The 14,901-nt window shown below is 62.3% G+C and carries 14 protein-coding genes and 1 pseudogene; 6 read left to right on the top strand and 9 right to left on the bottom strand.

The window, feature by feature from the left end:
* The 6 genes and pseudogenes from MOD31_RS03000 to MOD31_RS02975 form a co-directional block, all read left to right on the top strand.
* Positions 1-1,739 (top strand): annotated as a pseudogene (locus MOD31_RS03000) (pyruvate dehydrogenase (acetyl-transferring), homodimeric type); the annotation flags it as partial.
* 192 nt (positions 1,740-1,931) lie between these two features.
* A complete protein-coding gene (locus MOD31_RS02995) occupies positions 1,932-3,176 on the top strand; it encodes a CdaR family transcriptional regulator (RefSeq protein WP_142938956.1) in 1,245 nt (414 codons plus the stop codon).
* An 88-nt stretch (positions 3,177-3,264) separates the two neighbouring features.
* On the top strand, positions 3,265-4,194 hold the full coding sequence (locus MOD31_RS02990) for an ACP S-malonyltransferase (protein ID WP_250819791.1): 930 nt from the start codon (positions 3,265-3,267) through the stop codon (positions 4,192-4,194).
* Entirely contained in the window at positions 4,191-5,252 is a 1,062-nt protein-coding gene (locus tag MOD31_RS02985; protein ID WP_142938954.1) for a beta-ketoacyl-ACP synthase III, read from the top strand. Before MOD31_RS02990 ends, MOD31_RS02985 begins: the two co-directional genes overlap by 4 nt.
* Before the next feature lie 121 nt (positions 5,253-5,373).
* Entirely contained in the window at positions 5,374-5,619 is a 246-nt protein-coding gene (locus MOD31_RS02980; protein WP_011692310.1) for an acyl carrier protein, read from the top strand.
* 132 nt (positions 5,620-5,751) lie between these two features.
* Complete coding sequence (locus MOD31_RS02975; protein WP_142938953.1) at positions 5,752-6,987, top strand: beta-ketoacyl synthase; 1,236 nt, start codon at positions 5,752-5,754, stop codon at positions 6,985-6,987.
* Positions 6,988-7,086: 99 nt separating this feature from the next.
* Here MOD31_RS02975 and MOD31_RS02970 read toward each other — a convergent pair whose 3' ends face one another.
* The 9 genes from MOD31_RS02970 to lepB (MOD31_RS02930) form a co-directional block, all read right to left on the bottom strand.
* Positions 7,087-7,590: a DUF3145 domain-containing protein gene (locus tag MOD31_RS02970; RefSeq protein WP_018776197.1), complete on the bottom strand. Its 504-nt coding sequence runs from the start codon at positions 7,588-7,590 to the stop codon at positions 7,087-7,089.
* Positions 7,591-7,826: 236 nt separating this feature from the next.
* A complete protein-coding gene (locus MOD31_RS02965) occupies positions 7,827-8,753 on the bottom strand; it encodes a tyrosine recombinase XerC (protein ID WP_250819790.1) in 927 nt (308 codons plus the stop codon).
* Positions 8,754-8,813: 60 nt separating this feature from the next.
* Positions 8,814-10,046, bottom strand: coding sequence for a DNA-processing protein DprA (gene dprA / locus MOD31_RS02960; RefSeq protein ID WP_250819789.1), 1,233 nt, complete (start codon positions 10,044-10,046; stop codon positions 8,814-8,816).
* Between the two features lie 22 nt (positions 10,047-10,068).
* Entirely contained in the window at positions 10,069-11,610 is a 1,542-nt protein-coding gene (locus tag MOD31_RS02955; RefSeq protein WP_250819788.1) for a YifB family Mg chelatase-like AAA ATPase, read from the bottom strand.
* Positions 11,610-11,975 carry a YraN family protein gene (locus MOD31_RS02950; protein ID WP_142938912.1) on the bottom strand — a complete coding sequence of 122 codons (366 nt, stop codon included), beginning with the start codon at positions 11,973-11,975 and terminating at the stop codon, positions 11,610-11,612. Before MOD31_RS02950 ends, MOD31_RS02955 begins: the two co-directional genes overlap by 1 nt.
* A 110-nt stretch (positions 11,976-12,085) precedes the next feature.
* Positions 12,086-12,430 (bottom strand): DUF2469 domain-containing protein, encoded by a 345-nt coding sequence (locus MOD31_RS02945; protein WP_018776202.1) that lies wholly within the window; start codon positions 12,428-12,430, stop codon positions 12,086-12,088.
* A 66-nt stretch (positions 12,431-12,496) separates the two neighbouring features.
* Positions 12,497-13,279: a ribonuclease HII gene (locus MOD31_RS02940; RefSeq protein ID WP_166840905.1), complete on the bottom strand. Its 783-nt coding sequence runs from the start codon at positions 13,277-13,279 to the stop codon at positions 12,497-12,499.
* A 17-nt stretch (positions 13,280-13,296) separates the two neighbouring features.
* Positions 13,297-14,163, bottom strand: coding sequence for a signal peptidase I (gene lepB / locus MOD31_RS02935; protein WP_142938772.1), 867 nt, complete (start codon positions 14,161-14,163; stop codon positions 13,297-13,299).
* Positions 14,164-14,841, bottom strand: coding sequence for a signal peptidase I (gene lepB / locus MOD31_RS02930; protein WP_142938771.1), 678 nt, complete (start codon positions 14,839-14,841; stop codon positions 14,164-14,166).
* Positions 14,842-14,901 lie beyond the last annotated feature (60 nt).

Here is a 14,901-nt window from a genome sequence, read left to right as displayed (position 1 = left end):
ACTTCTTCGGCAAATCCCCGCAGACCAAAGACATGGTGGCGGATTTGGACGACGAGCAGATCTGGGGCCTCAAACGCGGCGGTCACGACTACCGCAAGGTCTACGCCGCGTACAAGGCAGCCACCGAGTTCAAGGGCAAACCCACCGTGATCCTGGCCAAAACGGTCAAGGGCTACGGCCTGGGCCCGCACTTCGAGGGCCGCAACGCGACCCACCAGATGAAGAAACTCACCATGGAAGACCTCAAAGCCTTCCGTGACCACCTCCGCATCCCCATCAGCGATGACCAACTCGACGCTGACCTCTACCGGCCCCCGTACTACCACCCCGGCATGGACGCCCCCGAAATCAAATACCTCATGGACCGCCGGGCAGAGCTCGGCGGGTTCGTCCCCGAACGCCGCCGCCAACACACCCCCGTGACCCTGCCCGAGGCCAAATCCTACGAGGTCGCCAAACGCGGATCCGGGAAACAACAAGCCGCCACCACCATGGCCTTCGTCCGGCTGTTGAAGGACCTCATGCGGGATAAGAACTTCGGCGCCCGGTTCGTGCCCGTCGTCCCCGACGAATCCCGGACCTTCGGGATGGACGCGTTCTTCCCGACCGCGAAAATCTACAACCCCAAAGGCCAGAACTACCTCTCCGTGGACCGCGACCTCGTCCTGGCCTACAAAGAATCACCCGCCGGACAACTGATCCACCCCGGCATCAACGAAGCCGGCGCCGTCGCAGCGTTCACCGCCGCCGGGACCTCCTACGCCACCCACGGCGAACCCCTGGTCCCGATCTACGTGTTCTACTCCATGTTCGGCTTCCAACGCACCGGAGATTCCTTCTGGGCCGCAGCAGACCAAATGACCCGCGGCTTCATCATCGGCGCCACCGCAGGACGAACCACCCTCACCGGCGAAGGACTCCAACACGCCGACGGACACTCCCCCATCCTGGCCTCCACCAACCCCGCCGTGAAAACCTACGACCCCGCCTACGGCTACGAAATCGGCCACATCATCCGCCACGGCCTCGAACAAATGTACGGACCAGACGCTGACGCGCAAGGAACAGGAACCGCGTCAGATAAAAACGTGATGTACTACCTCACCGTCTACAACGAACCCATCACCCAACCCGCGGAACCGGAAAACCTCGACATCAACGGACTCCTCAAAGGCATCTACCGCCTCGCAGAAGCCCCCGCTCCCGCAGCAGACCGCACCGGGAACCGGCCCACCGCGAACATCCTCGCCTCCGGCGTGTCCGTGCCCTGGGCCATCGAAGCAGCCCGGATCCTGAACGAAGACTGGGGAGTCGCCGCCGAAGTCTGGTCCGTGACCTCCTGGAACGAACTCCGCCGCGACGGACTCGCCGCCGAAGAACACGCCTTCCTCAACCCCGGCCAACCCGCCCGCACCCCGTTCATCACCGAACAACTCAAAGACACCACCGGACCCGTCATCGCCGTGTCCGACTACATGAAAGCCGTCCCCGACCAAATCCGCCAATTCATCCCCAACGACTTCGCCTCCCTCGGAGCAGACGGCTTCGGCTTCTCCGACACCCGCCAAGCCGCACGCCGCTACTTCAAAAACGACACCCACTCCATCGTCGCCAAAACCCTCCAGCTCCTCGCCGCCAAGGGAGAAGTTGAAGCAGGTGCGCTGGAAAAGGCGATCGAGAAGTACCGGCTCCTGGATGTGAACGCCGGCACCACCGGCGGAGCAGGCGGCGACGCTTAACTGATAGTGGGTAACTCCTGCAGTCACCAGCTACGCCAGCACTAACCGCGACGGCGGCCTTCACCGAAAGGTGAGGGCCGCCGTCGGGTTTTAACCGGGCTGGGCGTGCCGGCAACGACGTGACCAGCAACAACAAGAGTTGTAGCCTTCTCACAAATGGAGCTTGTCCGGGATGGGCCGTATGCTCGTTCCATGGCAGAGCCGAGCAAAACCACTACCAAGCGCAAGGCAGCGCCCCAGGCATTGTCACCCGAAAAGGCCGAAACCCTGCGGCAACTCCGCGCCAATGTGGGCCAATTGTCCACCAGCACCATGCGCCAACTGGAGAAATCATTGCCATGGTACGGCCGTCTGAGCTCCGACGAGCGCTCGGCCTTGGGACTGGTGGCCCAGAACGGCATTGCCGCCTTTGTGACGTGGTATGAGAGGCCAAGTTCACCGTCGTGGATTCTCACCGACGTCTTTGGCAACGCCCCTACGGAGCTGACCCGCTCCATCAGCCTGCAAAAGGCCCTGCAACTGATCCGCATCGTTGTGGAAGTCGTGGAGGACCAGGTACCTGTCATTGCGCCGGAATCGGACCAACCCTCACTCCGCGAAGCCGTCCTGCGCTATTCACGGGAGGTAGCCTTCGCGGCCGCCGATGTGTATGCACGGGCTGCCGAATCCCGAGGTTCATGGGATACACGCCTTGAGGCGCTGATCGTTGACGCCATTCTGCGGGGCGAAAACACTGATGCCCTGAGGTCCCGAATCGCCGCCCTTGGCTGGAAAGCTCAGGAGCGATTCACCGTAATGGTGGGAAATTCGCCCTCGGAACCAAGCGCAAGTTACGTTAGCGAACTCCGCCGCACTGCCGGCCGCTTCGCCGAGGACGCACTCGTAGGAATCCAGGGTGATCGGCTCATTCTCATCCTTGGCGGCCTGCAGGACCGCGACACCGCCTACGTCAAGCTCAGTGAGCTTTTTGCCCCTGGCGCCGTGGTCTACGGACCGGAAGCAGGTTCCTTGCTGGAGGCGAGCGGTTCAGCCCAGGCGGCGTTCGCAGGGCTCACTGCGGCCCGTGCGTGGCCTTCCGCACCACGGCCCGTAGCTGCCGACGATCTCCTTCCGGAGCGGGTTGTTTCCGGTGATGACGCCGCCCGCAGATCACTGATCAAAAACATTTACAGGCCTCTGCTGGCCGCCTCCAATGGCCTCGTTGAGACCTTGGGAACGTACTTGGAATTGGGGCACTCCCTGGAAGCCACTGCGCGTGAACTGTTCGTCCATGCCAACACTGTGCGCTACCGTTTGAAGCGTGTCTGCGACGTAACAGGGTGGGATCCTCTCCTCCCGCGGGAGGCGTTTGTGCTGCAAACGGCGCTGGTGGTTGGCCGTCTTTCAGCCCAACCAAAAGCTGCTCCCGAACGTCACGCGTCACGTTCACAGAACTGAACCGTTGTAGACTTCCTACAAACTGACCCAGTGAGCTTGGTGTACCAAAACACCAGTGGATCACGCGCCAATTTGGAAAGCTGGATACGTGCTTGCAATCGTCTGCCCTGGACAGGGCTCCCAGACCCCCGGATTTTTGGCCCCTTGGCTGGAACTCCCCTCCGTCGAAGGCCAATTGGCCGCACTAAGCGAAATCGCAGGCATTGACCTCAAGGCCCACGGAACCACGTCGGATGAAGAGACCATCAAGGACACTGCCGTAGCGCAGCCCCTGATCGTCGCTGCCGGCCTGGTGGCTGCCAAGTCCTTGTTCGATGTCGAACTCAGCACACTTCCCGTCATCCTCGCCGGGCACTCCGTCGGCGAAATCACGGCGTCAGCCCTTGCCGGTGTGCTCACCGAGTCCGAGGCAATGACCTTCGTTCGGGAACGCGCCAACAGCATGGCCGCAGCAGCTGCCGTGACGCCCACGGGCATGAGTGCAGTTGTGGGCGGAGACCCCGCGGAGGTCCTGGCAGCTATTGAAGCCGCGGGCGCCACTCCGGCCAACGTCAACGGGGCCGGACAAACAGTTGCCGCGGGAACGTTCGAACAGCTCAAGGCTTTGGCGGACAACCCACCGGCGAAGGCCCGCGTCATCCCGCTGAAGGTTGCCGGCGCCTTCCACACTTCCCACATGGCACCGGCGGTCAGCGCCCTCGAAGCCCTCAAGCCGTCCTTGTCGCCGCAGAACCCGGCTGTTCCGCTGTTGTCCAACTTCGACGGCAAGGAAGTTACAGCAGGTCCTGCAGCCGTGGAAAGCCTGATTGCGCAGGTCTCACGGCCGGTCCGCTGGGATCTGTGCATGGAAACGCTGGTTGAGCGCAGCGTCACCGGCGTCATTGAACTGGCACCGGCCGGCACACTCGCAGGGCTCGCAAAGCGCGGCATGCCTGGCGTCAGGACTGTTGCCGTGAAAACCCCGGATGACCTGTCCGCGGCTCTCGCGCTCTTCGCAGAACTGGAGGGACAGGCATGAGCACTCCCGTATTGAACAAGGCCGTTGTCAACGAGAATGCCCGCATCCTGGGCATCGGTGCATACCGCCCGGATGTCATCGTCACCAACGACGACGTCTGCCAGTGGATCGACTCCTCGGATGAATGGATCCGCCAGCGCACCGGAATCATCACCCGCCACCGCGCTGCTGCTGACGTCAGCGTCATCGACATGGCAGAAGGCGCTGCACGCGAAGCGCTCAAGCAAGCCGGAATCGAAGCCTCCCAACTGGGCGCCGTGATCGTGTCCACCGTGACACACCCTTACGCCACTCCGTCGGCCGCCGCTGCACTCACCGACCGTTTGGGCGCGACGCCGGCGCCGGCCTTCGACATTTCGGCCGCCTGTGCAGGGTACTGCTACGGAGTGGCCCAGGCCGATGCCCTGGTACGTTCAGGTGCAGCCCAGTACGTCCTGGTTGTCGGTGCGGAGAAGCTCTCCGATGTCATCGATAACCACGAGCGCACCATATCCTTCCTGCTCGGCGACGGCGCAGGTGCCGTTGTGGTTGGCCCATCTGAGACTCCCGGCATCGGCCCCTCGGTCTGGGGCTCCGATGGAAGCAAGTGGGACGCCATCGGCATGACCCACTCCCTGGAGGACGTCAAAAAGCTAGGCGAATCCGCGCGGCACTCCGATGAAACTGACGACCCCGCCATTCTTTCGGCAACCCAGGATGTTTGGCCCACCCTGCGGCAGGACGGTCAGACCGTGTTCCGCTGGGCCGTCTGGGAAATGGCCAAGGTAGCGCAGCAGGCTCTGGACGCCGCCGGCATCGAAGCCAGCGACCTCGCTGCCTTCGTTCCCCACCAGGCGAACATGCGCATCATTGACGAGATGGTCAAGAAGCTCAAGCTTCCCGAATCTGTTGTCATCGGCCGCGACATCGCCCAAGCGGGCAACACGTCCGCGGCATCCATCCCGTTGGCAACACACCGCTTGCTCCAGGAAAACCCTGAGCTGAGCGGCGGCCTGGCACTGCAGATCGGGTTCGGCGCCGGACTGGTCTTCGGCGCCCAGGTAGTGGTTCTGCCGTAGCCGGGCCTCCTCCCGGTCACCTGGCAACAGCCCAACTGAATACGACTTACAAACCCAAGCCGCAACCCGCGGTTTGCCCCCTTTCCGGCAGTAGCCGGTCCAACAAGAAAAGGAGCCAACAATGGCTAGCAACGAAGAGATCCTGGCCGGCCTGGCTGAAATCGTCAACGAAGAAACCGGCCTCGCCACCGAAGCCGTGGAGCTGGACAAGTCCTTCACCGAGGACCTGGACATCGACTCCATCTCCATGATGACCATCGTCGTGAACGCTGAAGAGAAGTTCGGCGTACGTATCCCGGACGAAGAGGTCAAGAACCTCAAGACCGTCGGCGATGCCGTCAGCTTCATCGCCAACGCACAGGCCTAGTCCTGTCACCAGCTGTGCCGGGCCGGGATCCCTATCCTTGCGCCCGGCACAGCCGCAGTAACACCCATAGATTTTCTTGCCTCCCCCTGTGAACCGCGCATGCGGGACGGCTATCCGACAGAGAGTGATCGCATGGCACGCAAAGTAGTCATAACCGGTCTGGGGGCCACCACTCCCATCGGCGGCGACGTACCCACAATGTGGCAGAACGCGCTGAAAGGGGTCTCCGGCGCCCGCACGCTTGGCGACGAGTGGGTGACCAAGTACGACCTCCCCGTCCACTTTGCTGCACGGTGCTCGACGCCGGCACTCGAGGTCCTGAGCCGCGTTGAGGCCAAGCGCATGGACCCCTCCACGCAGTTTGGTGTCATCGCAGCGCGTGAGGCATGGTCTGACTCCGGGATCGAAGAAATCGACCACGACCGGCTCGCCGTAGCATTCGCCACCGGCATCGGCGGTGTCTGGACGCTGCTGGATGCGTGGGACACGCTCAGGGACAAAGGCCCCCGCAGGGTCCTGCCCATGACTGTTCCCATGCTCATGCCCAATGGCGTGGCAGCCGCTGTCAGCCTCGACCTCGGTGCCCGCGCTGGCGCGCACACTCCCGTTTCGGCCTGCGCATCCGGCACCGAGGCCCTCCACCTCGGATTGGACCTGATCCGCTCCGGCAAAGCAGACGTTGTGGTGTGTGGTGGTGCTGAAGCTGCCATCCACCCGATGCCCTTGGCTGCGTTCTCCTCCATGCAGGCCTTGTCGCGTCGCAACGACGAGCCGGAACGTGCCTCCCGTCCATACGACATCGACCGTGACGGCTTTGTCATGGGCGAAGGCGCCGGCGCCTTGGTCCTCGAGGCCGAGGAACACGCGATCGCACGAGGGGCGCGCATTTATGCCGAACTCGCTGGGACGTCCGTCACTGCCGATGCCTACCACATCACGGCACCGGACCCGGAGGGCCTGGGCGCAACCCGTGCCCTGAAGGCGGCCATGTTCGATGGCCGGATCCAAGCGGAGGACGTGGTGCACGTCAACGCACACGCCACCTCAACTCCCGTTGGCGACAAGCCTGAGTACACGGCCCTACGCGCCGCCCTGGGCACGCATGTAGACAACGTGGCGGTCTCCGCTACCAAGTCGCAAATGGGTCACCTCCTGGGTGCTTCAGGGGCCGTTGAGGCTGTCCTGACCGTACTAGCCGTCTACGAGCGCAAGGCACCGGTAACTATCAACCTCGAGAACCAGGATCCCGAGATCCCCCTCGACGTCGTGACGTCCGTTCGCGATCTTCCCGCCGGCGACATCGTGGCCTTGAGTAACTCCTTCGGCTTCGGCGGACACAACGCCGTCATCGCTGTCCGGAACGTCTGAGCGAGGAATTACGCAGCCGTCCCAATGAGACAAAAGAAGGGCCCCACCAGCAGGTGGGGCCCTTCCTTTTGCTATGGGGAAACGCTTAAATCGGTTTTGTTACCCGACCTGGTGCAACCAGCGCACGGGCGCACCCTCAGCTGCGTGACGGAAGGGTTCCAATTCCTCATCCCACGCTTCGCCCAGCGCCAGGGAAAGCTCATGGTAAACGGCGGAGGGGTCTCCTGCGCCGGACTCGTAGGCGTAGCGGATGCGGTCCTCCGTCACCATGATGTTGCCATGAACATCAGTGACGGCGTGGAAGATACCTAGCTCGGGTGTGTGGGACCAACGTGCACCGTCTACCCCCTGGCTGGGTTCTTCAGTCACCTCGTAGCGCAGGTGTGCCCAGCCTCTAAGAGCGGACGCCAATTGGGCCCCCGTACCCGGAGCGCCGGTCCACGACAACTCCGCCCGGAACATTCCCGGCGCGGCAGGTTGAGGGGTCCACTCAAGATCGGTTCGCTTATCCACGACCGATCCAATGGCCCACTCAACGTGCGGGCAAAGTGCCGTTGGGGCCGAGTGCACGAACAAGACACCGCGGGTTGTTGCAACAGACATTCCATCCTCCATAGCTGTAGGTACGTCTTCCCCAACGACCTCTGCCTGGATGTTTGCTGTTGCTGCCGGATGCCATGTAAATCATGCGGCCCCTGACAGGCTATTTAGTTTTCTTGGTATTAAAGACGATATTGGCACAGATTTAACCCTCAACCGTGAATTGAAGGTTTCCCCGTGGTGCTTTCATTTTGCCGTACCCTGCCCGTTTCCGCCAGTATCGCACGTGCGGGGGATACTCAGGCCCTTGGGTGCGCTTGCTGGTAGCTCTTCCGGAGGCGGTCCACCGAAACATGGGTGTAAATCTGCGTGGTTGCCAGGCTGCTGTGACCGAGTATTTCCTGAACAGCGCGCAAGTCCGCTCCCCCGTCCAGCAGGTGGGTGGCCGCGCTGTGCCTGAGCGCGTGCGGCCCAGTGGCAGAGGTGTCACCCAATGCCTGCAGCAGCTCACTCACCACAGCTCGGATTTGGCGCGGATCAACACGCTTGCCACGCAATCCCAGGAACAAGGCTGGCCCGCTCGTGGAAGTCACTACAGCCGGCCTGCCCCGCCTCAGCCAGTCATCCACCGCCACAGCTGCCGGAACACCGAAAGGAACAGTACGCTCCTTGTTGCCCTTACCTAGCACACGCAGCGTGCGTCGATCGGAATCAAGATCGTCGATGTCCAGCCCGGTCAATTCACCCACACGGACACCAGTGGCATACAAGAGCTCCACCATTGCCCTGTTGCGCAATGCCATTGGACGACCATCGGCGGCAGCAGTATTCAGGTCATTCACCATCCGGGAGACCTGCTGCTGCTGAAGGACACCCGGCAGGGACTTCTCCCGCTTGGGTGCCTGCAGACGGACTGCGGGGTCCGTCCCGATGAGTTCTTCCCGCAACAACCATGCAGTGAAAGACCGGGCCGTTGCGGCCCGGCGCGCCAGCGTGGCCCGCGCCATGCCTGACTCGCTCTGCGCTCCGAGCCAGCGCCGCAAGGAGCCCAAGTCCAGTTGCCCAAGTTCCTGAACACCCTCCAACGCGGCAAAGCCAAGGAGACTCTCAACATCGGAAATGTAGGCGCGGACTGTGTGCGCAGACCTTGCCCGCTCCCCCTCCAAGTAGCGTCGAAAGTCGTCGACCGCATTTTGAAGCGGTGCTGGTAGTGATTGTCCGTCCACCCTTCCCACTGTGCCAGCCGCAGGTGCCAACCAGGCGCATCAACATGCATCCTCCAAGGGCTAAGAAGTGTTGGTCCGTTTCCAGGCGCCCCGTTCCGAGGTGGCCAAACCCAGAAGCCCCAGCCGGCCCAGGCCCGCGCGGACGGCATCCGCGCTCAGGCCTGCCACCACCGTCAGCTTTTCCACCGAGCTTGTGGATCTAAGCGGCAAGGCATCCAGGAGAATGAGGTCCTCCAAGGACAAGCCGTCATGCACGGAGGTGTCGGAGGCCCGTCCCTCACTTGTGCTCTCGCCGATGGCGCCGGCAAGCTCTGCAATCTCCCCGACGTCGGTGACACAGACGGCTCCCCCGTCACGGAGAAGGCGGTGGCATCCGGCCGAGTTGGCACTGTGAATGGATCCGGGGACAGCGGCAACAACCCTTCCGATGGTTTCGGCATGATGGGCCGTATTGAGGGCTCCCGATCTCCATCGTGCCTCCACGACCACGGTTACTGATGCCAAGGCTGCGATGATCCGGTTCCGTTGCAGGAACCTGTACCTGGTGGGTGCGGACCCGGGCGGGACCTCTGACAGGACAGCCCCCTGTGTGGACACTGCCCGAAGGAGGTCCTCGTTACCCGATGGATAGAAGCGGTCCACGCCTCCTGCCATGACGGCGATGGTGGGCAGGCTGGCTACTCCGCCGCTCAAGGCACCGCGGTGGGCATGGGCGTCAATGCCATAGGCCCCGCCGGAGACCACGGTAAATCCGCGCTGCGCCAGGCCGTAGGCGAAGTCGCCCGTGACGGAGGCTCCGTAGCTGGTGCTGTCCCGCGATCCAACCAGGGCAATGGCCTGCCCGACAGACGGCAGAGGCTGTTCCCCTCCCCGCCACCACAGGCAAAGAGGTTCCTGGAGTCCCAAGCCTTCCAATTGTTCGGGCCATAGCTCATCGCCCGGGACGATCAACCGCCCTCCCAGCCTGTTCATGGTTTCCAGGTCCCGGTCCGGCGCGAGATCAGCAATTCGGGGTGCCCATCGTCGAAGGCTCGCCGGTAGCCCTGCCCATGACGAAGGTCCGCCTCCTTCCATCAACAGCCCTGAGATCTCCCGCTCGAGGTTTGGCCCTGCGCGCAGTTCACCGGTTGCGACACCCAGAGCATCTATTGCACCTACTGCCCGCACCAGTGCCAGGCCTACAGAGTCCTGCGGCTCCATGAGCCTGGCCAATGCCGCCCTGGCAATTCGTTCTCTCTCTTGCTTCCCTGCACCAGCCATGGCTGTGAATCCTTTCGCGTCTCTTTTACTCATGTGCCGGTGGCAGCTTGATGACTCATGTGGCAGTCGCAGCTTGGCGCAAGCCCAAAGCCTGACCAATATGGTCGATGTCCGGAGCATCCCGGTGCCCCAGATCTGCCAGCGTCCATGCCAGCCGCAGGACGCGATCGTAGCCGCGTGCAGTGAGGGTGCCCCGCTCGAGTGCAGTGTCCAGAATCCGGGTGGTCCCTGGGGCCAGCCGCAGCTCACCCCGAAGGGTGCGCCCCGGCACCTGCGAATTGGTCTCGAGCCCCATCTCCACCAGACGCTCAAGTTGCCTCTCCCTGGCCGCCAACACCCGTGCAGCGACAGCGCGTGTGTCTTCTTCCTCGCCGGCATGGCCAAAGTCAGCCAAAGACACCCGCTCAACCTGTAACTGGATATCCACGCGGTCCAGCAGAGGCCCGGAGATCCGCCCGAAATATCTCCGGCGCATCATTGCCGTGCACGTACAGTCCATGCCTTTCCCTGAGGCTTTGCCGCATGGGCAGGGATTTGCGGCGAGTACCAGCTGAAACCTGGCGGGGTACGCCGCCGTGCCCGCCGAACGGTGGATGACCAGCTCCCCGCTCTCCAGAGGCTGCCTGAGGGCATCCAGGACCCGGCGCTCATATTCCGGAGCCTCGTCAAGGAACAAAACGCCTCGATGTGCACGCGACGCGGCCCCGGGTCTGGGAAGTCCCGAGCCTCCACCAATGATGGCGGCGGAGGTGGCGCTGTGGTGGGGATTTTCAAAGGGAGGCCTGCGGATGAGCCTCACAGCTGTTGACTGGACAGCGGCCAGCGAGTGGATGGCGGTCACCTCCATGGCCGCTGTGCCGGCCAAGTCCGGAAGCAGGCCCGGCAAGCGCTCTGCCAACATCGTTTTTCCTGCCCCGGGCGGCCCTGTCAGCAACATGTGGTGGCCGCCGGCAGCGGCTACCTCCAAGGCGCGCCGTGCCTCGCCTTGGCCCGACACGTCACAGAGATCCGGCATCAACGGGACGTGGCCCGCGTCATCCGCAGGCACATCGGCGTCAACAGGGTCGTAGTCGAGGGCGAGGTCTTTGGGATCCGCGCCGAAGTCAAAGGCAAGCCGGGCAAGGGTCTTGTAGCCGCGAACCTTCGCTCCGGGGACCAGCGCCGCTTCCTCAGCGTTGGCGTCAGCCACCACGACGTCCGGGTAACCCGCCTGAACAGCCGCCATGACGGCAGGGAGGATGCCACGTACCGGCCTCAATCGTCCATCAAGCCCGAGCTCTGCAATAAACACGGTTCCGCCAATTTCGCGGATGTCGTCGGCAGCCCGGAGCACCGCCATGGTGATGGCGAGATCAAATCCAGAGCCTCGCTTGGGAAGAGATGCGGGAATGAGGTTGGCCGTGATCTTACGCCGGCTGAGGGGAATTCCCGAATTTTGAGCGGCCGAACGAATACGCTCCTTAGCCTCATTCAGAGCGGCATCTGGTAACCCCAGGATGACGAAGTTCGGGAGCGTTTGGCCAATGTCAGCTTCTACCTCCACGATGTAACCGTTGAGCCCCACCAAGGCAACGCAGTAGCTGCGTCCGACCCCCATCAGCCGACACCGCGCAAGTGCTCAAGTTGCGGTTCACCGACGCCGCTGTCAATGACGGAAACAACATCAATCCGCGTGCGCAGAGCAGCAAGATCATGCTCGCGGCACCACGACAACGAGAGACGATGAAGACGCGCGAGCTTGGCGGCACCCACCGCCTCAAAAGGATGACCGTAGTCCAGGCTCTTCCGGGTCTTTACTTCGGCAACAACCAAGATGTCGCCCTCGATCGCCACGATGTCGATCTCACCGTCCGGGCACCGCCAATTGCGATCGACGATCCGCATTCCCTGGTTCTCCAGAAAATCTGCCGCCAATGCTTCACCGTTACGGCCAAGCAGGTCTTTTGCTCTCATGACCACCACCTCCAAGCACCAGTTTTCAGGCTGGCGTGGTGCGGCGGCAGGGTGTCAATTAGCTATGTGGGTAAACCTGCGGAAGTCAGTGCTGTGGAGGAATACTGAGGAGCGCCTGATTAGTTTCCGAGATCCCCAAGGTCCCCAAGACCGCCATCCTTCGGCAAAGCCAGGTCCTCGCTCCGCGGCAGTTCCTCTACGTTGACGTCCTTGAACGTGATCACGCGAACATTCTTGACGAAGCGGGCAGAGCGGTAAACGTCCCAGACCCAGGCGTCCTGAAGCGTGAGGTCAAAGTAGACTTCCCCGTCCGCACTGCGGGCCTGAAGGTCCACGTGGTTGGCCAGATAGAAACGCCGCTCGGTTTCCACTACGTAGCTGAACAGACCGACAACATCCCGGTACTCGCGGTAGAGCTGAAGCTCCATGTCGGTTTCATAGTTCTCAAGGTCCTCGGCGCTCATAGTTCCATCTTGCACTATCAGCCGGGCAGCAAGCGCCACATGGGATGGCGGCGTGGGTCTGAGGCATCAGGCCAGATCAGGACCGGTGAGGTTCCAGCTTGTCCGGTGATGGACACTGGGGCCTTGCGAGCGAATGACTTCACGGTGAGCGGAAGTGGCGTAACCCTTATTGACGTTCCAGCCATAGGAGGGAATTTCCGAATGCAGGTCCACCATAATCCGGTCGCGGGCAACTTTGGCCAGGACACTGGCGGCGGCAACACTGAGACAACTCATATCCGCTTTGATCCTGGTATGCACTGGCGCCTCGCACCAAGGGCCGGGGTCGGGACTGTCGAAGAGCGAGGCCTGAACGTCCGGCGAAAGCCAATTGTGACTGCCGTCCAACAGCACAACATCCGGAGTGATGCCGCCTTCAAGGATTTCAAACCAAGCACGGGTTCCGGCCAGCCGCAAGGCGGCGATGATGCCGATTTCGTCAATCTCCCGGGACGATGCATGCCCGACGGCGGAGGCCACAGCCCACTGTCGAACAAGAGGCTCCAGTCTGTCCCGATCCTCGGGTTTGAGCAGCTTGCTGTCCTTGACGTCAGCCAGCAGGCCATGCTCGGCAAGGTCTACTACGGCAATGCCAACGCTGACCGGTCCGGCCAAGGCTCCCCGCCCAACCTCATCCACTCCTGCGAGCAAACGGACGCCGGAGGATAAGAAAGACCGTTCGACATCGAGGGTGGGGACACCCACAGGGCTCTTGGCCTGCTTAGTGGATTTAGCCGTTGCCTTGCCCTGCGTCTTGCTCTGTGTCTTACTCTGCGCCTTGACCTTGGAGCCGGTAGCCGTTGATGCCATTGCTGTGCCCAAGTGCCTTACTTAGCCGGGGTGCCGTCAGGGACGTCACGGAAAACGTCCTGATAGTTATCGAGGATGGTCCATCGGTTGATCGGCCAGGCAATAACGGTGGCTTTACCTTCAACATCCTCGATGTTGATAAATCCGCCGTTGACTTCCTGATGCATCCGGGAATCCTCGGAGTGGTTGCGGTTATCCCCCATCACCCAAACTTTTCCTTCCGGAACAACAATATCGAAGGGCTTCGGCTGCGGCACCTCGGCCGGATTGATGTAAGTCTCGTTCACAGGCACACCGTTGATGGAAAGCCTGCCTTCTGCATCACAACAGGACACCCGGTCCCCCGGGAGCCCGATGATGCGCTTGACCAGGTGCTGATCATTGTTGTCAGGAGCCAGGCCGACGAATTCCAGGCCGTCTCCCACCCAGTCCATGGGTCCGGCCGGCTTCGTGGCTACTGGCGGCAACCAAGCCTGAGCGTCCCTGAACACCACAACATCCCCGCGTTCGAGGTCGAAGGGCCCTGGCACCAGGAGGTTGATGAAGATGCGGTCATTGACGTCCAACGTGCTTTCCATGGACTCGGAGGGGATGTAAAACGCCCTGAACAGGAAAGTCTTGAGCAGGAAGGACAGCACCAGCGCAATCGCCACAACGGTGACGATTTCCTTGACCCACACAAGCACGGGGTTTTTGCGTGGTTTCTCGGCTGCGTGGGAGCCTCCTTCGGAGTCCCTGGCACGAGGCCCGTCCGATTCTTCGGGCCGAGGCGTCACGTCGTCATCCGGGCGGGACTCAGCCGTGCCGGCGGCACTGGCCGTTCCATCCGAGAGCCGGGCGTCGTCGTCGTAACGCTCGGGGTTCTCTGGAGCTTTGTCCGGCATTTACTGTCCGTTCTTCGGTGGTGTTTCGGCCTGCTCTGAGCGAGGCATCTCTGCAAATCTATCAAGTGGCCAGACGATCCGGACCGGTCGGCCTACAACCCGATCCACGGGAACCATGCCGCCACCCGGGGCACCCAGCAGCCCGCGCGAGTCAGCGGAACGTGAACGGTGGTCACCCATGAGCCAGAGGCGACCATCAGGGACCACGACGTCGAACTTCTGTTTGCTGGGCTCGTCCCCGGGATACAGATAGGGTTCCTCAAGAACCTGACCATTCACCGTGAGGTGCCCTGCCGTGTCGCAGCACTGGACGTGGTCGCCGCCCACCCCTATGACACGCTTCACGTACGTGGTGTCGCTGCCGGTGAGCCCAAACCATTGGCTGGCGGCGGACACCGCATCAACAAAAGGACCCTGTCCGCTGCTCAGGGGGTCGAAGGAACCGCGGCCGTCGAAAACCACAATGTCCCCGCGGCGAATCGGTTCAGAGGCGAAGGCCGTCCGAGAGACCAGGATCCGGTCCCCTTCTTCAAGAAGGGGTTCCATGGATTCGGAGGGAATGTAGTACACATCCAGCCACAAGGACCGGACCAGGCCGCTGATCGCAACGGCCAGCACTAGTGCGAGCAAAACAAAACGCCAGCCCTGTTTCCGGGGCTGGCGTTCTGATGTGTCCATGACTCGTATCCCTGTTGCGTTGCGGATTGCTCCGGAACAACCGGGCACGAATCCTGGACC

The organism is Paenarthrobacter sp. TYUT067, from assembly GCF_023656375.1.
In the GTDB taxonomy this organism is placed as follows: Bacteria; Actinomycetota; Actinomycetes; order Actinomycetales; family Micrococcaceae; genus Arthrobacter.
This window is presented reverse-complemented; position numbering and strand designations above follow the sequence as displayed.